The following is a 19,370-nucleotide window of genomic DNA, read 5'->3' on the forward strand; positions in this document are numbered from 1 at the left end:
GCTATTTTTCAAACTGCAAATATAGGGCTTTAAACTGTTATTATTTAAAACATTTCGTTTAAAATTAATAGTAATGAAAATGTGTGTATTCTTTGTCCGATCCATTTTCTCGCATCATTTGTGTACTTACATAATTACTTTCATTATACCTAAGGTCAAAAGTATATTCAATTGTGTTATGTGGCATTTTAACCTCGTGCTTTATTATATTATTTTTATTTATGTATTTTATGATTTTAAAAGCTTTTGGAAAAATATTATAATATGGATTTCGAGTAGTATCAAACGTATAATTTTGGTAATAATCGTAGGAGTTTTCGGCAATTAAATTTTCATTTTTTACAATTTTTGTTGGATTGTACAAATAGCCTTCTGTATTATATTCGTAATTTAATGAATATTGTAATTGATTGTTTTTATCATAAACAGTAGCCTTTGATATTTGATTAAATCGGTTATAAGTATACTTGGTAATACGTTTAGTATAAGCACTTGGGTCTGTTAAATTCTTAACTAAATAATGATCCTCTGTTATTTGATTAAATTCATTATAAAAAAATTTATGACTAATTTCTGATTCTTTCATAACGTAAACCGAATCGATAAATCCATTTTGGTGATAATAATACTTAAATATGTATTTATCTTCTCGTTGTCTAATTTTCAGCCCTTCCGGTGGTACTTCGGCAATTGCGTTTTTTTTCACATAATCATCACTTTTATTGCAAGCTGCAAATAATAATGGAATACAAAGTGTTATTATTTTTTTCATAATGTGGTACCTTTAATAATAAGAAAAACCTCTGCTATCTTCACTATCTATAGGCATATTTGATATGTGTTCGGATATGATATAGTTTTGTGAATTGTATTCTAAGGTGTGTAAATAAGTGTACACATTGTTTCCGTAACGTTCTTCTGTTACTAAAATGTTGTTTTTATTTACATAATTTAGAATTCTATAAGCATTTGGGTAAATATTATAGAACGGATTTGGATTATTATCAAATTGATACGTTGTTGAACCTGATTTAACTACATTTCCGTTTACAATTATTACTCCTGAATTTAACAAATATCCATCGTTTGCATATTTATACTGCCTAAAACCTACTACAATGCTATCTTTGTCATACGTAATGGCCTCAACAATTTGACTTTTAGTATTATACTTATAATAAGTTGATTCAATAGTTTCAAATTCCATGTGGTTTGGATCGTATTCTCTAAAGCGCCTTGCAATAATTTGATTTTTATCGTTATAAATATATTTTCTTGTTTTAACATATCCTAGCCATGAATTGCTTGTGAAGATAGAATCAATAAAACTATTTTTATGATAATAGTATGAAGATGAATTTATTGCATACAAATATTTCAACTTCAAACCCTCGGGCGGTGTTTCAGGTTGTTGTTCCGAATGCTGCGGTTTTAAATCGTCTCTAAAAAAATCGTCATTTGAACAAGCCAAAAAGAAAAAACTTATTATTATTAAAACACTATTTTTCATAACAACCACATTTTATGATAAATTTAATAAAAAAAATCCATTCAAACGAATGGATTTTTAACATTTTATTTAATGATTTTTTACCAATTATTCATATTTATAGTAATACCTACAGATATTGCTGCTTTTTTAGCAAAAAAATCAGGAATTGGATTTCCGTTTTCATCTTCAGATAATGAAAAACTTTCTCCCATTATTGACGACAAACCTTGTTTATACATTCCATATACACCAATTTTTTCGGTAAAATTATATTTAAAACCTGTATGTACCCCTAAAGAATGCACCGAAGCATCTCCACCTAAAAATACATCTACATTTTTGGGTAATTTTAATGTTTCTAAAAAGTGAAAACGAAGAAAACAACCAACATCTATTTTATCTATAAACTTAAATCCATTTTCAATACCCACAGCTTCTTTTTCTTTAGTTGAAAACAAATAGGTTACTTGGGTACCCCACGAAAACAAATCATTTACACCTAAATTATTTTGATATTCAATTCCTGAATTTCCACCTATATTAGTATATCCTAAAAATACTTTTAAATCTCCATATCCGTCATAAGCTTGAGCAAACGCACCCGATTGAACACCTAAAAAGGCAAAAAATGCAATAATACTTTTTTTCATTATATATTGTTTTTATTAAGTTGATTAAAAAGAAAAAGCCGTTTCACTGTGAAAATGAAACGGCTTTAATATTTATAAAAAAGGTTTAATTTTCTAATGGAATTGCTGGTAATAATTGTGACGAAACTTCTCCAAAACCAATTCTAACACCATCTTTTTCACAATATCCTTTTATAATTACGGTATCAAAATCTTCAATAAACGCACGGGTTGAACCATCATTCATTTCAATAGGATTTTGTCCACCCCATGTTAACTCTAACATTGAACCAAAACTATCTTTAGTTGGCCCCGAAATGGTACCCGACCCCATTAAATCGCCCGAAGTAACCAAACATCCATTTACAGTATGGTGTGCTAATTGCTGTGCCATAGTCCAATACATATATTTTAAGTTAGATTTACATACCGTTGTTGCACTTTTACCATCGGGTTGAATTAATACTTCTAAATTAATATCAAAAGAATGGTTGCCTTTTTGTTGTAAGTAAGGTAACGGTTTAGGATCTTCTTGCGAAGGTCCTTCGCAACGGTAAGGTTCTAAAGCATCCATGGTTACAACCCAACAAGATATAGATGAACCAAAGTTTTTTGCTAAAAAGGGTCCTAGTGGTACATATTCCCAAGCTTGTATATCACGAGCCGACCAATCGTTTAACAAAACCATTCCAAACATATGGTTTTCAGCATCTTCAACCGAAACTCTATCGCCCATAATATTTGCATCAGCTGTTATAAAAGCTGTTTCAAGTTCAAAATCAACGCGTTTTGATGGTCCAAAAACAGGTTGCGTTTCACCTTTTGGTAACATTTGCCCTAACGGACGATTAACAGGTACACCAGAAGGCACCACTGTAGAACTTCTTCCGTGATATCCTACTGGTAAGTGCAACCAGTTTGGTAATAAAGCGTTTGCAGGATCGCGAAACATCATACCTACGTTGGTTGCGTGTTCACGACTTGAGTAAAAATCGGTATAATCGCCAATAAAAACAGGTAATTCTACATTTACATCGTTAATATTAAAAATGGTAAGTTCACGTGCTTTAGCATCGTCGCGTAATTTTGGATTGTTTGCTTCAAAAATTTCAGAAATTCTGTTGCGAATTGCGCTCCAAACTTGTTTTCCTTCGCTAATAAAGGCATTTAAAGTTTCATCGTACAATACATTATCATCAAAATCGATATCTTTAAAAAAGCCTAAATCGTTTAATGCAGTTAAACTAATAGCGTAATCGCCAATTCGGGTACCAATTACAAATTCGTCATCTTCTACCGAAAAAACGCCAAAAGGTATATTTTGTATAGGAAAATCGCTGTTTGTAGCTACTTCTAACCACGATTTTAAATTAGGATTGTTCGCAGGTATATTCATTTTTTAATTATTTTTTGTTCTAATTAATTTACATATGCGAATATAACAATGATTTTTTATAAATTTGAGTTCAATTTAAAGATTTAATAAAAATGCAACGCGACGAACAAATATTTGACTTGATATTAGATGAGCAAGACAGACAAATTCATGGTTTAGAATTAATTGCTTCTGAAAATTTTGTAAGCGACCAAGTTATGGAAGCTGCCGGATCGGTTTTAACTAATAAATATGCCGAAGGATATCCCGGAAAAAGATACTACGGTGGTTGTGAAGTAGTTGATATTGTAGAACAAATAGCAATTGACAGAGCCAAAGCTTTGTTTAATGCAGCATATGTAAACGTGCAACCACATTCAGGTTCGCAAGCAAATACAGCAGTTTATGCAGCGGTTTTAAAACCTGGCGACAAAATTTTAGGTTTTGATTTATCACATGGTGGCCATTTAACACACGGTTCGCCAGTAAACTTTTCGGGTAAATTATACAACCCTGTTTTTTATGGTGTTGATGAAGCTACGGGCTTAATTAATTACGATAAAGTACAGGAAGTTGCCGAACGTGAAAAACCACAATTAATTATTGCAGGTGCATCGGCTTACTCACGTGATATGGATTTTAAACGATTCCGTGAAATTGCAGATTCGGTTGGCGCATTATTAATGGCCGATATTTCACATCCAGCAGGTTTAATTGCTAAAGGGTTATTATCTGATCCACTACCACATTGCCACATTGTTACAACCACAACACATAAAACTTTACGCGGACCTCGTGGTGGTATGATTATGATGGGGCAAGATTTTGAAAACCCATTTGGTTTAAAAACTCCTAAAGGTGAAACAAGAATGATGTCTGCATTATTAGATTCTGCTGTTTTTCCTGGTAACCAAGGTGGTCCTTTAATGCATATTATTGCTGCTAAAGCAGTTGCATTTGGTGAAGCTTTACAAGATGAATTTATGCATTATGCTTTACAAGTACAAAAAAATGCAAAAGCTATGGCAAATGCTTTTGTTTCTCGTGGGTATAAAATTATTTCTGGCGGAACAGATAACCATATGATGTTGATTGATTTACGCAACAAAAACATTTCTGGTAAAGAAGCTGAAAATGCTTTAGTTAAAGCAGAAATTACTGTAAATAAAAACATGGTGCCTTTTGATGATAAATCTCCTTTTGTTACTTCAGGAATACGCGTAGGAACTGCAGCTATTACAACTAGAGGCTTAATTGAAAGTGACATGGAAGCAATTGTTGAATTAATTGACCGCGTGTTAATGAACCATACTAACGAAGAAATAATTGAAGAAGTTGCTAATGAAGTTAACGATTTAATGAGCGAACGTGCAATGTTTGTTTTTTAATATAATTAATAAATTAAAGTTAAAGAGTCACAAATTGTGGCTCTTTTTTTGTAAATAGCAATGTTATAATCATTTTACACCTTACATTTTACTCATGAAAAACTTAATTTGCATTTTACTACTATTAATGGTTAGTACATACACTTTTGCACAAAAAAAAGTACAAGGTATTATTAAAGATACAGAAACTAACAAACCTATAGAATATGTAATGCTAATTGGTAATAATTCGGGTAAAAGTACAGTTACTAATTACGAAGGTCGTTTTAATTTTAACATGCCTAAAGAAGATACCAAACTAATTATTAAACACCTGAATTATTTTACTAAAGAAATAAAAGTAACAAACAATCAATCATTACAAATAAAACTACAATCTTCAACCGAATCTTTAGAAGAAATTGTAATTTTAAAAACATCCATTAAAACTGAAATAGAAAAAGCAATCAAAACATCACAAGATAATTTTTCAAACAACTTAAAAATAAATACTTTTTACAGAGAAATGTTATATATAAATGGCGAAATGTATGAATATGAAGATGCCGATTTAGCTTACTATTTACCAAACATAAACAAAAGCAACGTGGTTGTAAATGCCAGCAGAAGTGTAAAATTCACCAATAAAGAAGCTAAAAAATTTGATTCTCTTACCTATATTCGTTATCAATGGAATGATTTTAAAGACATTGTTTCCCAAGAATTTAACTTCAAACTAATTAAAGATATTATTTCAAACAAAGAATATGATACGTATTTAACTGCAAAAACGGCATCAGACGGTACCGATTTGTATGTTTTAAATTTTAATCCTACACCAAATGCTAAAAAAGCAACTTTAAAAGGAACTATGGTTTATGGAGCTAACGATTATTTAATTAGAGAAATTAAAGCAAATTTAGACGATTTATTTCTTCAAAACTCTGAATTTGCACAACAAAACAATCACCGTTTTAAAAAAAGTTTTTACAACCAAACAACTCTTTTTAAATTATATCAAAACAAATATACGTTGGCTTATACTGCCTATCGTATTTTTGGGGTATCAGAAGTTTTTAATCAACTTACAAAAGTGGGTGGTTTTAAAGAACTATTAATAGATTCGGTTGAAGAAAATTTTGAAAATCCTAATAAAAATAATTTCTATATTCACAGTACTTTAAAACCATTAGGTAAAAATTATTCCACAAAATATTGGGAAAAATTTAATGTGGTTCCTTTAACTTTTAAAGAAGAGCAATTTTTAAAAAGCATTAATCATTAAATAAAACGGGGGCTTTTTCAAAAATTTCTTTAACATTAAATTTTATTTCTTGCAACGGATAGTCGTTTTTATCTGTAGCAACTTTACTTAATTCTAAAAGTACATCTAACCCCTGGTAAACTTCACCAAAAACAGTATAATCACCATCTAATCTAGGTAATCCACCCTTTTTAAGATAGGTTTTTCGCTGTAGCTTGGTAAATTTAACGCCTTTCTTTTGTTCAATTTTTTTTAATTCTGTTTTTGATACAGGTTTACCAACAACAAAATAAATTTGGTTTAAAAACGATGCTTTTTCAATATTTTCATCTCTACCTGCACCCAATGCGCCCAATTTATGAAAGGCACGATTATTAAATTCAGGTTGTAAACGTTGCCTTTTATTTAAATCGATATTTTTTTCTCTTTCAGCAATACTTTCGTCGTGTTCTCCGCCCTGAACCACAAAATTTTTAATAATTCGGTTAAAAAAAGCATCCTTATAAACACTGTCCTTAACTGCATTTAAAATTAATTGTTTATGCTTAGGTGTAAAATCGTAAAGCACTACTTTAAATGTTCCTTTTGATGTAGAAAATGCTAATTTATGTGTTTGTGCTGTTAGCTGTAATTTAAAAAACACAAGTAAAACAATAACAAATATCTTTTTCATTTTTAAAATTATGATTTTCATTTTTTTAAATATCTGCATGCCAAATTACTAATTTAAAGTAATTTAAAAACAAAAATGTTACATTTTAAGGTATAAAATTCTAAAAATGGTAAATATGAAATGATTTACAGCTTCATACCAAAAAATAAATTGGTATTTAGTATATTTGTATGCAAAAATACAGACTTTAAACAAATCTTATCATAATGTCAAAATCTAAGATTATCTACACATTAACAGATGAGGCGCCAATGTTGGCAACTTATTCTTTTTTACCAATTGTTAAAGCTTTTACTGCAACCGCAGGTATCGAAATGGAAACAAGAGATATTTCATTAGCAGGAAGAATTTTAGCGAACTTTCCAGAATTTTTAAAAGAAGATCAAAAAATTGGTGATGCTTTAGCAGAATTAGGTGAATTAGCAAAAACACCTGAAGCAAACATCATTAAATTACCAAATATTTCAGCATCAATCCCGCAGTTAACTGCTGCTATTGCTGAATTACAAGCGCATGGATTTGCAGTACCAAACTACCCTGCTGATCCTACAAACGATACAGAAAAAGCAATAAAAGCAACGTATTCTAAAGTATTAGGATCGGCTGTTAACCCTGTTTTACGCGAAGGAAATTCGGATCGTCGTGCTCCAAAAGCAGTAAAAAATTACGCAAAAGCTAACCCACATTCAATGGGAGCTTGGTCTGCAGATTCTAAAACTAAAGTTGCACACATGAATGCGGGCGATTTCTACGGAACTGAAAAATCTGTAACAGTTGAAAATGCTTCACAATTTAAAATTGAATTTGTTGCTAAAAATGGTTCGGTTAAAGAATTAAAAAGCTTATCGCCTTTAAAAGCTGGCGAAGTAATTGATTCTTCAGTTATGAATTTAAATGCATTAAAAGGTTTTGTAGCCGATACAATTGCTGAAGCTAAGGCTGCAGGTGTACTACTTTCTGCACATTTAAAAGCTACCATGATGAAGGTTTCTGACCCAATTATTTTTGGTGCTATTGTAGAAGTATACTTTAAAGATGTTTTTACACAATTTACTGATTTATTTAACGAATTATACCTAAACCCTAACAATGGTTTAGGTGAATTATACACAAAAATCGCAGGTAACCCACAAGAAGCAGCTGTAAAAGCGGCTATAGAAAATGCAATTGCAAATGGCCCTGCTTTAGCAATGGTAAATTCAGACAAAGGTATTACCAACTTACACGTACCATCTGATGTTATTGTTGATGCTTCAATGCCAGCTATGATACGTACGTCGGGACAAATGTGGAATAAAGAAGGAAAACAGCAAGATACATTTGCATTAATTCCAGATCGTTCTTACGCGGGTATATATACAGCCGTTATAGATGATTGTAAAGCTAATGGCGCTTTAGATCCAAAAACAATGGGATCGGTACCAAACGTAGGTTTAATGGCTCAAAAAGCTGAAGAATATGGTTCACACGATAAAACATTCCAAGCCGATGCAGAAGGTACGATTAATGTAGTTGATGCAGATGGAAATATATTAATGAGCCAAGAAGTTGCTGCTGGAGATATTTTCCGTATGTGCCAAACAAAAGATGCTCCAATCCAAGATTGGGTTAAATTAGCAGTAAACCGCGCTCGTTTATCAAGTACACCTGCTGTATTTTGGTTAGATGAAAATCGTGCTCACGATAGAGAAATTATTAAAAAAGTACAATTATACTTACAAGATTTTGATACAAACGGATTAGAAATTCATATTTTGGCTCCAGTTGATGCTTGTAAATTTTCTTTAGATAGAATCCGTAAAGGTTTAGATACCATTTCGGTAACTGGTAACGTATTACGTGATTATTTAACAGATTTATTCCCTATTTTAGAAGTAGGTACATCGGCAAAAATGTTATCAATTGTACCTTTAATGAATGGTGGTGGTTTGTTTGAAACCGGTGCTGGTGGATCGGCTCCTAAACACATTGAACAATTTATTGAAGAAGGATATTTACGTTGGGATTCGTTAGGTGAATTTTTAGCATTAGGTGCATCTTTAGAACATTTAGCGCAAACACAAAACAACGATAAAGCACAAGTTTTAGCTGATGCTTTAGATGTTGCTACTGAAAAATTCTTAGCAAACGATAAATCGCCTGGTAGAAAATTAGGAACTATTGATAACCGTGGTTCTCATTTTTACTTAGCAATGTATTGGGCCGAGGCTTTAGCTGCACAATCAAAAAACAGCGATTTAGCAGCTATTTTTACTCCAATTGCTCAAGAAATGTTTGCTAACGAAACAAAAATTAATGAGGAATTAATTGGCTCGCAAGGCAATGCTCAGGAAATTAATGGGTATTACCAACCAAATTTTGATTTAACATCAAAAGCAATGCGTCCTTCACAAACTTTAAACAAAATAGTTAATGCTATTTAATTTTATTTAAGTTAAATAACTAAAAAAGCCGCTGAAAAGCGGCTTTTTTTGATTTATTTATTAATTCTAATCTCAAACATTTTGTCCCAATTTTTACCAGTAACAAAAAAAGTTCCCGATTTTTTATTGTATGCAATTCCGTTTAAAACATCTAAATCAGGATGCTGAGTAACTTTACTTTTTAAATCGCTTAAATCTATAACACCTGTTACCGTTCCGTTTGTTGGGTTAAAAATTCCAATAGCGTCTTGTGTATAAAAATTTGCGTAAATCTCTCCATCAACCCATTCTAATTCGTTTACCGAAGCTACGGTACCGTTTGGTATTGAAACTACAAAATAATCAATCAATGAAAAATCAGTTGGGTTTACTTTATACACCTTATCACTGCCATCGGTCATGTATAAAACCTTTCCATCGTTTGTTAAGCCCCAACCTTCAGTATTTTTAAAATAAGGCAAGGTTTTTTCATTTTGCAATGTTTCTAAATTATAAATATACGCTTCGTTATTTTTATACGTTAATTGGTAAATTTTATTGTTTAAAACCGTTGCGCCTTCACCAAAAACAGCATCGTTTAATTCGTTTATTTTAAGCACCTCACCTGTTTTAGGATTCACTTTACGAATACTTGATTTACCTTTTGTTCGCGTACCAATTCCTTCACCATTACCTGTACTTTCAATTAAAACATCACCATAAAATTCCAAACCTTGCGTGTATGCTTTTACATCATGCGGGTATGTATTTACAATAGTATATGATAAAATAGTTGGTTGTGTGGCAGAAAAAACATTAATTGTTGCTGTACTTTCTGCTTGCTCTTTATTAATAAATGCAACCGCTTTTAAAGTATATATTCCGTGTTTTTCGGAAGCCAAATTGTAATCTAAAGGAGTGTTGTTTTTTACAGAACCTATTTTTTTATCGTTTAAAAAATAGTGAACTGAATCTACTGTTGGGGTATTATTTAATTGTAAAACTACACTTTCGTTTAAAGAATATGTTTGTTTTAACTTGCTAGAATCTATAGAAATTTGATTTTCTTCATTTTTTTTTTCTTTATTACATGCAGCAAAAACAAGTGATAACGATAAGAATGTTAAGTATTTATATTTTTTCATTTTTTATTTAATTGATAATACAATTATACAACCCTTTTTTTATTTAACAAAAGACTTGCTAAAATATAATTTGTTTGTATATTTGCAACGGCAAGTCCTACACGACCAGCTCCTGCAGACTCCTCCAGGGTGGGAACGCAGCAAAGGTATGTGGTTGTAGCGGTGCGATGTAGGTCGCTTGCCTTTTTTATCAACCTATAAGGTTGATTTTTTTTTACCCTACTTCTTTAAAAATAAATATAATTAGTATCTTATCAAAAAAAGCTAAAAAAAACTCTTTAATTTTTAATTAAAAACTATAAATACAACTTTAGTTTGTAGTATTAATAATTTACATTACTTTTGTACCGTTTTAGGTTGCTTTATGCACGAAAAAGGGAAATAGGTGCGATTTTTATCAATTCCTATGCTGTACCCGCAACTGTAAGCTTAGTTTAATTTATTAAACACTTGTTTTTAACTGTGCCACTGATTTTTTTGGGAAGGCAAAAACAAGATGCAAGCCAGGAGACCTGCCTAATGAGTATTAATTTGATTAAACCTTCGGGAAAAAAGGTTAAGAAATGTATAAAAAAACTTTTTTTTTAATAGCAACTTGTTTTTTGGTTTTTGCGGCAAACGCACAAAACACTTCTACACAATTAGATGAAATAATAATTGAAAAAAACAAGATTTCAACCTTATCAAAATCACAAAAATTAATAGTTTTAAACGATTCATTAATCAACCATAGTGTAGGTACATTTACAGATTTTCTTCAAAAAAATACAACTATTTACTTTAAAGAAAACGGTTATGGTATGGTAAGTTCGCCTGCGTTTAGAGGTACAACGGCGCAACAAACAAGTGTTTTATGGAATGGTGTAAAAATAAATTCTGCCTTATTAGGTCAATCTGATTTTAACGCAACTGCTTTTAAAAATTTTGACAATATTGTTATAAAACCAGGCGGAGGTAGCGTTTTGTATGGAAGTGGCGCTGTTGGTGGAACCATACATTTAAATAATGAACTGCATTTTACCCAAAAATTAAAAAACGAACTACAATTTAATTACGGTAGTTTTAATACCAAAGGCTTACATTACAAAGCAACTACTGGTACAACCAATTGGGCATTTAACGTACATTTTGGTTTTAATAAAAGTGCCAATGATTTTGAATGGATTGGAAAAAACAGAAAAAATTTAAACGGTGCTTATTACAATACAAATTTTGGTTTTGAAACAGCTTACAAAATAAACAAAAAAAACACTTTTACTTTTTACAGTTCAACTTATAACGATGACAGACACTTTGCGCTTGTTACGCCTTTTCAAACCAAAACTAAATACCAAAACAATAACTACCGTAATTTGTTAAAATGGAATTTTAAGAACGAAAATTTTTTAAATATTTTTAGCGCTGCAAGTATATACGAAAGTTATTTATTTTACGACAAATTGCCAAGCGAAAGCAACTCTGGCGGCAAAGCATCAACTTTTTTGATAAAAAACGAAAGTTATTATAATGCTACAAACTCTTTGAAATTTTCTAGTAAATTAGAATACCAACAAACAAAAGGCAACGGCAAAAACAGTAATTTACCTTATGCAAATCAGCACATATTTGCAACTAGCTTATTAGGTAGTTACCAAATTAGCAATTGTTTTGGTTTTGAAACTGGTTTAAAAACTGAATTTACAAATGCGTATAGTAACCCATTTTTGTATTCGGGTGGCATATATTTTAATTCAAAAAACTATCAATTAAAAATAAATACTTCAAAAAACTATCGCATACCAACTTTTAATGATTTGTACTGGCAACCTGGCGGAAATTTAAATTTAAAACCTGAAACCAGCTTTCAAATAGATATCAATCAAAATTTTAATTACAAGGCAATTACTTTTAATGCATCAACTTATTATATCTCTTTAAAAGATATGATACGTTGGATACCAACTGCTTCTGGCTTTTGGGAAGCTAACAATACCGATGCTGTAACCATTAAAGGTGCTGAGTTTTATTTTAATATTCAAAAAAAATGGTTGCATAACTATTTACAATTTAGCGGTAATTATGCTCATAATCAATCTACAAACAAAAAAACAAATACACAATTAACTTATACACCTAAAAACAAATTTAGCACACAGGTTTTGTATGGTTATAAAAATTTTAGTGTAAGTCCGTCTTTTATGTTTGTTGGTAAAATTTATACCACAACATCAAACTCACAAGAAAGTGCATTGGCATCATATGGAATTGTTGATATTGATTTTCAACAAAAAATACCAACAAAAAAACTTTCGTTATACATTAATTTAAAATTAAAAAACGTAACAAATACAACCTATACAACAATGCCTGAGCAACAAATGCCAGGTCGTAATTTTAACATTCAAATAGTAACAAAATTCTAACCCATGAAAAAAATTTTATTTTCAGTACTTGCTGGAGCCTTCTTTTTTAGCTGCAGCAATACAAATGATGATTTACCTGTAAATACCGATGAAAAATATTTAGATGGTATTTTTGTATCAAACGAAGGAAATTTCACAAAAGGTAATGCTACATCTTCTTTTATAAATGGTAATTTATCAACAATTACAAACGATATTTTTAAACTATCAAACGGGCGTTCATTAGGCGATGTTTCACAACATATGGTTGTTACAGATAAATATGTTTTTATAATTATGAACAACTCTAACACTATTGAAGTTGTTAATAAAAAAACATTTAAATTAGTGTACACTATTACCCAAAATGTAAGTTCGCCAAGATTTGCAACTGTAAAAAATAACAAATTATATGTTACAAGTCTATTTAATGCCGAAGTTAACGTTTACAATACAGATACATTTGCTTTTATTAAAACTATAAATTTAAACCATACTGCTGAACAAATTGTTGCTACAGATAACTATATATATGCAGCTAATGGATTTTATAGTGGTGGCACTACTTTAGAAGTCATTAACCCTGAAACTGATACGAACACCACCGATGTAAACATTAACCAAGCAATTAACAACATAGCAACAAACGGTCAAAATGTATTTGTTTTAAGCGCTAACGATACTACATCAAGCATTTCAATAGTTAGTAACAATTCTGTTTTAACTACAAAAGTTTTAAATCAACCAATTGCGCGTAATTTAGTATCTTATACTAATTATCTTTATTATACAGCTGGTACAGGAGTTTATAAAATTAACAACGACTTAACCACCGAAAGCAGTAAATTATTTAATGTTGCCGATGGAGACGAATATTCTATTTTTTATGGATTTAATGTAATAAACGGATCGATTTTTACAGCAGATGCTAAAGGTTTTGCCGATAATTCAAAAATTGTAATTTATAAAGAAAACGGTACAATTATAAATGAGTTTAATGCTGGAATTGGCACTAACGGTTTTTATAAATTTTAAGCAAAAAAAAGGAAGGTTTAAAACCTTCCTTTTTCTATTATGGAATGTATTTTTTCTCGAAATTTGGTTTACGTTTTTCTAAAAAGGCATTTCTACCTTCAATAGCTTCGTCACTCATATAAGCTAAACGAGTAGCTTCACCAGCAAAAACCTGCTGCCCTACCATACCATCATCGGTTAAGTTCATTGCAAACTTTAGCATTTTTATAGATATAGGCGATTTTTCTAATATTTCTTGAGCCCAATCATAAGCTGTTTGCTCTAATTCATCATGAGGAATTACAGCGTTTACCATACCCATTTCGTATGCATCTTGCGCTGAATAATTTCTACCTAAAAAGAAAATTTCACGTGCCTTTTTTTGTCCAACCATTTTAGCCAAATAAGCAGAACCGTATCCACCATCAAAACTTGTAACATCGGCATCGGTTTGTTTAAAAATGGCATGTTCTTTACTTGCTAAAGTTAAATCGCACACAACATGCAACGAATGCCCACCGCCTACTGCCCAGCCATTTACAACTGCTATAACTGCTTTTGGTGTAAACCTAATTAAACGCTGTACTTCTAAAATATTTAAACGGTGGTATCCATCTTCACCAACGTAACCTTGGTAACCACGTGCTTTTTGATCACCACCACTGCAAAAAGAATAAACACCGTCTTTAGGCGAAGGACCTTCAGATGATAAAAGAATTACACCAATAGATGTATCCTCATGCGCATCGTGAAAAGCTTTTAATAATTCTGATGTAGTTTTAGGGCGAAATGCATTGCGTACTTCTGGTCTATTAAACGCAATACGTGCTACTCCATTACACTTTTTATAAGTTATATCATCAAACTGAATAGCGGTTTGCCAATTTATTGTACTCATTTTTGAAATTATTTATTAGTTCAAAGATACATTTTTTGTTTTTTATAATTTTAACGCAATTTAGTGTTTTTAAAAATTATCAAATCACTTATATTTGCTACTTATAGCAAGTACTTAAAATGAAAAATATACTATTTCCGCTTCTTTTTATTGGTAGTTTAGTAACATCATCGTGCGATAAAAATTTTGATATTGCACAAGTTATCAAAAAAAGAAGTGAACTTTTTACAAAAAACACCAAAATAACACCTAATAACGAACCATATTATGTAAAATTTAATCCCATAACACCAAAATATAAACTTGAAACCAGAGAAATTGTAGAAAACTTTTACCACAATCGTATCAATCGTGGCAACTTTTGGGGCCAATTTCTTGTTGCAAAAAATGGTGAAATTATCTATGAAGATTATCAAGGATATGCAAATTATCAGAAAAAAGAAAAAATAAACGATTCTACACCTATGCACGTGGCATCGGTTGGTAAAGTTTTAACTGGTGTTACCATATTGCGTTTAGTACATCAAGGAAAAATTTCGTTAGATCAAAAAATATCAAGTATTTTACCTAATTTTCCATATGATGAAATTACTGTTCGTTTGCTTTTAAACCATCGTTCAGGTTTACCTTATTATGGAAACTTTACATCGCGACCTGGTATTTGGAATACCAAAGTTACATTAACCAATACCGATGTTTTAAACTTACTATCTACAAAAAGCATTAAATTAGAGTTTAGACCTAATTCACGTTTTACTTATTGTAATACTAATTATGTAATTTTAGCATTAATTGCTGAAAAAGTAACAGGAAAATCGTTTCAACAAGCAATAAAAGAATTGATTTTGCAACCTTTAAAAATGCAAAATACTTTTGTTTTAGACGATCTAAAAAATAAAGAAAACGTAACGCAATCATACCACGCAAATAACCAAAGAATGCATTGGGATTATTTAGATGGTACTTACGGCGATAAAAACATTTATACCACTGCACGTGATATGCTTAAGTTAGATAAAGCTTTATATTCTGATGCTTTTTTAAGCAAAAATTTAAAACAACAAATGTACAAAGGGTATTCGTACGAAAAATCTGGCGCTAACAATTACGGCTTAGCAATACGTATGGTTGAACCTAAAAACGGCGGAAATTTATACACGTTTCACAACGGTTGGTGGCGCGGTAATAGAACGTCGTATGTAACATTACGTAAAGACACCATAACTATTATTTGTTTTAACAATCACAATTCACAATTAGCTTACAAAACAAAAGAATTAGCACCTCGTTTAGGTAATTACCCGTTTATACAAATTAATGATTAACAAAGAAAAAGTATGAAAAAAATTGTTTTGGGCACCTTAGGTATGTTGTTGTTTTCATGTGCTAGTCACGATAAAACAAACAACCATTTTAATAGAAAAATAGAAGTAAAAAACTTAAAAAAAGATGTAAAATTTGTACAAAAGCAACTAACTAATATGCACCCCGATTTGTATTGGTATATTAGTAAAGATGCCTTAAATAAAAAATTTGATAGTTTAACAAATTCATTAAATCAACCGCTTACTCCTAATGATTTTTTCTTAAAAATTAGTCCAATTGTAGCTTCGGTTCACCAAGGCCACATGGGTATGAGTATGCTTAATTTAACTAGTCCCGATTCTTTAAAGAAAAAATATAAAAAATCTACAAATCCACTTTCAAATTTTGAATATGAATATTTAAACAACAAACTTTTTGTAAAACGAAACAAACAAATTTGCGATTCAGTTATTCAACAAGGTACTCAAATTGTTGCAATTAATGGTATTAAACCAAGTGATTTATTTAAAAAATACCGAAACACTTTTACATCAGACGGTTTCAACAAAACGGCAATTGATAAATTTTTTGCCCGCCGTTTAAATTCGTATTTTGTTAACGAATTAGGGTTTGTAGATAGTGTTGAAATGGAATTAATTTGTTCCGATTCATCATTTCATCATACCGTAAAAAGGCATTTTGAAAAGGAGAAAGTAAAAGATAAAAATCGTTCAAAAACTAAAAAAGATTCATTAAATCAACCAATTGTAAAAAACGATACTGTAAAAAAATTAACGAAAGAAGAACAAAAGGCAAAAAAATTAGCTTTAAAACAAGTAAACGAAAAAATTCAATACAAAAACAGATGGTTTGGTTACGATAGTGAAACTAAAACATTTTCTAAGCAAATTGTGTACCCTGTTGCACAAGACAGTACCATTGCCATGCTTAAAATTAAAAATTTTACTCAAGGTAAAGTTAAAGTGTACGATACCATTTTTGCTGAACTTAACAAAAACCATGTTAAAAATTTAATTATTGATTTACGCGGAAATCCAGGTGGACGCTTAAACGAAATTCACGAATTAGCCAAATATTTAAACGATAGTGCTTTTGTATTTATACAACCTGCAACTATTACAAAACGCACTACTTTTTTTAATACTTTTAAAGGAAAATCAATAGCTACAAAAATAATTGGAGCTCCATTTTTAACTATTTTTTCAACGATACGAGGTTTAAAAGCACATCGAACTAATGAAGGTGAATTAAAACTTAATTTAAAATCATCAAAGCTAACGCAACCAAAACCTTTAAATTATAAAAATAAAATTTATGTTATAACTGATGGCTTAACTTTTTCTGCAGCAGCTATTATATCATCACATTTAAAAGGAAGAAATCGCGCTGTTTTTGTGGGCGATGAAACAGGAGGAACATTTAACGGTACGGTTGCTGGGGTAATGCCAATAGTTAAATTACCCAAATCAAAATTAAAATTACGCGTAGGTTTAATGACAATAAAACCTAAACAACAAACCAAAGTAGATGGTTTTGGTGTACTACCCGATATACCAATTAAACCAACTGAGTTAGATTTTTTGAACGATAACGATGTTGAACTTAATTATATTTTAAACGATATAGCAACAAAGAAAAAACATTGAAAAAACGCCCCAAATTTTTAAAACTATTTGGGGCATTTTTTATTTAATTTCAATTTGTGGAAACGACCATTTATTGCGAACAGCAAAAATTCTTATCAATATAATTGTTCCAGCGGTTGCAATATAAATAACATCGTTATTTACATTTATAAATTTTAAGGCAAAAAACATAAACCCACCTGTTAAACAAGCAGTTGCATAAATTTCTTTTCTAAAAATTACAGGTATTTCATTACATAAAATATCACGGGCTACACCTCCAAAACAAGCGGTTACGGTACCTAACAAAATACAAATTACTGGACTTAAATCTATCATAACGCCTTGTTCAATACCAATAATTGTAAAAATACCAATACCTATAGTATCAAACAAAAATAACGATGTTCGCAAAAAGCTTAATCTGTTTCTAAAAATTACCGATAAAATAACCGATGCTGTTACAATATAAAATGTTTGCAAGTTTAACAACCAAAAAACTGGGGTGTTTCCTATTAATAAATCGCGCAACGTTCCGCCACCAATTGATGTCACCAAAGCAATTACAAAAACTCCAAAAAAATCTAATTTTTTTTCAATACCTGCTAAAGTCCCTGAAATTGCAAACGCAATTAATCCCAAAATATCTAAAATTGTAAAAATCATGTAATATTATCCCTTTATAGTTTCAAATTCGTAAAAAACATTTCTATAATTTTATAAAAAAAATGACTTTTACATGTACATTTAAAGCAAACAAATTAAAGAAAAAGTAGGCTATAATTCACATTTTTACTCGATAAATTCTTTTTTTATAAACAAAAACATTCTATCTTTTAAATAATCGGTTCATATTAAATAATTTATATTTTAAAATTCAATAAAATTAACATCATAAAATTGCAACGTAAATTAGTATCTTTGAATACGTTTTTCGTTATTAAAAATGCACCAATAAATGAAACAAATAACCAGTATTCAAAATCAATTTATAAAAGATATACTTCAGCTGCAAGAAAAAAGCAAAGCTAGAAAAAAGGCAGCACTTTTTGTTATTGAAGGAAAACGTGAAATAGAAATAGCAGTTAAAAACAACTTTGTAATAACCGATGTTTTAATTTGTTTTGAATTATTTAATGAATTAGAATTTGGTGCTTTTAAACAACAATTAAACAGCGAAACAACTTTTGTAGAAATATCTAAAGATGTATATAAAAAAATTGCATATCGCGATAGTACAGAAGGAATTATAGCCATTGCAAAAACAAAATTACATGATTTAGAAAATTTAAAATTGCCTAAAAATCCATTAATTGTTGTTTTAGAATCGCTTGAAAAACCTGGAAATATAGGCGCAGTACTAAGAACTGCAGACGCTGCAAGAATTGATGCTGTAATTATTGCAAATCCAAAAACAGATTTATACAACTCTAATATTGTACGATCAAGCGTAGGTGCTTTATTTACAAATCAAATAGCGACAGGTACAACACAAGAGATTATTTCTTTTTTAAATGAAAAAAACATTGCAATATACAGTGCAATTTTACAAGAAGCCGTACCCTATTTTAGCATAGATTATAAAAACGGTGCAGCTATTGCAGTTGGCACCGAAGCCACCGGATTAACAGACTTGTGGCGTACTAACGCAAAAAACAACATTATTATTCCAATGGAAGGTCAAATAGATTCAATGAATGTATCGGTTGCAGCGGCTGTATTAATTTTTGAAGCAAAAAGACAAAGAAATGAACAAAATCTGTAAATATTTAAAATTTT

The 19,370-nt window shown here is 30.4% G+C and carries 16 protein-coding genes, 1 other RNA gene and 1 riboswitch; of the genes, 9 read left to right on the forward strand and 8 right to left on the reverse strand.

Annotated elements, in window-relative coordinates; all coding sequences use genetic code 11:
* Window positions 1-64: 64 nt before the first annotated feature.
* The 4 genes from P3875_RS08200 to fahA all read right to left on the reverse strand — a co-directional run bounded on the left by P3875_RS08200 (window position 65) and on the right by fahA (window position 3,517).
* The gene (locus tag P3875_RS08200) at window positions 65-772 is read right to left on the reverse strand and encodes a hypothetical protein (RefSeq protein ID WP_303443481.1); all 708 of its coding nucleotides are present in this window, start codon (window positions 770-772) and stop codon (window positions 65-67) included.
* Window positions 773-784: 12 nt separating this feature from the next.
* A complete protein-coding gene (locus tag P3875_RS08205; protein ID WP_303443482.1) occupies window positions 785-1,510 on the reverse strand; it encodes a hypothetical protein in 726 nt (241 codons plus the stop codon).
* An 80-nt stretch (window positions 1,511-1,590) separates the two neighbouring features.
* Window positions 1,591-2,142 (reverse strand): DUF6646 family protein, encoded by a 552-nt coding sequence (locus P3875_RS08210; RefSeq protein ID WP_303443483.1) that lies wholly within the window; start codon window positions 2,140-2,142, stop codon window positions 1,591-1,593.
* Window positions 2,143-2,227: 85 nt separating this feature from the next.
* Window positions 2,228-3,517 (reverse strand): fumarylacetoacetase, encoded by a 1,290-nt coding sequence (gene fahA / locus P3875_RS08215; RefSeq protein ID WP_303443484.1) that lies wholly within the window; start codon window positions 3,515-3,517, stop codon window positions 2,228-2,230.
* A gap of 92 nt (window positions 3,518-3,609) precedes the next feature.
* On the opposite strand from fahA, the gene glyA reads away from it, so the two are divergent.
* A complete protein-coding gene (gene glyA / locus P3875_RS08220; RefSeq protein WP_303443485.1) occupies window positions 3,610-4,884 on the forward strand; it encodes a serine hydroxymethyltransferase in 1,275 nt (424 codons plus the stop codon).
* Window positions 4,885-4,978: 94 nt separating this feature from the next.
* The gene (locus P3875_RS08225; protein WP_303443486.1) at window positions 4,979-6,148 is read left to right on the forward strand and encodes a carboxypeptidase-like regulatory domain-containing protein; all 1,170 of its coding nucleotides are present in this window, start codon (window positions 4,979-4,981) and stop codon (window positions 6,146-6,148) included.
* Here P3875_RS08225 and P3875_RS08230 read toward each other — a convergent pair.
* On the reverse strand, window positions 6,138-6,800 hold the full coding sequence (locus P3875_RS08230) for a peptidylprolyl isomerase (protein WP_303443487.1): 663 nt from the start codon (window positions 6,798-6,800) through the stop codon (window positions 6,138-6,140). The genes P3875_RS08225 and P3875_RS08230 overlap by 11 nt on opposite strands.
* A 203-nt stretch (window positions 6,801-7,003) precedes the next feature.
* On the opposite strand from P3875_RS08230, the gene P3875_RS08235 reads away from it, so the two are divergent.
* The gene (locus P3875_RS08235; protein ID WP_303445431.1) at window positions 7,004-9,223 is read left to right on the forward strand and encodes an NADP-dependent isocitrate dehydrogenase; all 2,220 of its coding nucleotides are present in this window, start codon (window positions 7,004-7,006) and stop codon (window positions 9,221-9,223) included.
* Window positions 9,224-9,276: 53 nt separating this feature from the next.
* Here P3875_RS08235 and P3875_RS08240 read toward each other — a convergent pair whose 3' ends face one another.
* On the reverse strand, window positions 9,277-10,347 hold the full coding sequence (locus P3875_RS08240; RefSeq protein ID WP_303443488.1) for a glutaminyl-peptide cyclotransferase: 1,071 nt from the start codon (window positions 10,345-10,347) through the stop codon (window positions 9,277-9,279).
* 88 nt (window positions 10,348-10,435) lie between these two features.
* Here P3875_RS08240 and ffs point away from each other — a divergent pair.
* The 3 genes from ffs to P3875_RS08255 all read left to right on the forward strand — a co-directional run bounded on the left by ffs (window position 10,436) and on the right by P3875_RS08255 (window position 13,763).
* An RNA gene (gene ffs, locus P3875_RS08245) (signal recognition particle sRNA small type) lies at window positions 10,436-10,533 on the forward strand.
* 151 nt (window positions 10,534-10,684) lie between these two features.
* Window positions 10,685-10,881, forward strand: a riboswitch (cobalamin riboswitch).
* A gap of 29 nt (window positions 10,882-10,910) precedes the next feature.
* The gene (locus tag P3875_RS08250; RefSeq protein ID WP_303443489.1) at window positions 10,911-12,749 is read left to right on the forward strand and encodes a TonB-dependent receptor plug domain-containing protein; all 1,839 of its coding nucleotides are present in this window, start codon (window positions 10,911-10,913) and stop codon (window positions 12,747-12,749) included.
* Between the two features lie 3 nt (window positions 12,750-12,752).
* Window positions 12,753-13,763 (forward strand): YncE family protein, encoded by a 1,011-nt coding sequence (locus P3875_RS08255; protein WP_303443490.1) that lies wholly within the window; start codon window positions 12,753-12,755, stop codon window positions 13,761-13,763.
* Window positions 13,764-13,800: 37 nt separating this feature from the next.
* On the opposite strand, the gene P3875_RS08260 is transcribed toward P3875_RS08255, so the two are convergent.
* Entirely contained in the window at window positions 13,801-14,640 is an 840-nt protein-coding gene (locus P3875_RS08260) for a 1,4-dihydroxy-2-naphthoyl-CoA synthase (RefSeq protein ID WP_303443491.1), read from the reverse strand.
* Window positions 14,641-14,759: 119 nt separating this feature from the next.
* Between P3875_RS08260 and P3875_RS08265 the strand changes: the two genes are divergently transcribed.
* A complete protein-coding gene (locus P3875_RS08265) occupies window positions 14,760-15,965 on the forward strand; it encodes a serine hydrolase domain-containing protein (RefSeq protein WP_303443492.1) in 1,206 nt (401 codons plus the stop codon).
* 12 nt (window positions 15,966-15,977) lie between these two features.
* Window positions 15,978-17,612, forward strand: coding sequence for a S41 family peptidase (locus P3875_RS08270; RefSeq protein WP_303443493.1), 1,635 nt, complete (start codon window positions 15,978-15,980; stop codon window positions 17,610-17,612).
* Window positions 17,613-17,651: 39 nt separating this feature from the next.
* Here the strand turns inward: P3875_RS08270 and P3875_RS08275 are convergent, their stop codons facing one another.
* Window positions 17,652-18,257, reverse strand: a complete 606-nt coding sequence (locus P3875_RS08275; RefSeq protein WP_303443494.1) for a trimeric intracellular cation channel family protein — start codon at window positions 18,255-18,257, stop codon at window positions 17,652-17,654.
* Between the two features lie 292 nt (window positions 18,258-18,549).
* On the opposite strand from P3875_RS08275, the gene P3875_RS08280 reads away from it, so the two are divergent.
* On the forward strand, window positions 18,550-19,356 hold the full coding sequence (locus P3875_RS08280) for a TrmH family RNA methyltransferase (RefSeq protein WP_303443495.1): 807 nt from the start codon (window positions 18,550-18,552) through the stop codon (window positions 19,354-19,356).
* The last annotated feature ends 14 nt before the right edge of the window (window positions 19,357-19,370 follow it).

Source organism: Myroides sp. JBRI-B21084 (genome assembly GCF_030545015.1).
Classification (GTDB): Bacteria; Bacteroidota; Bacteroidia; order Flavobacteriales; family Flavobacteriaceae; genus Flavobacterium.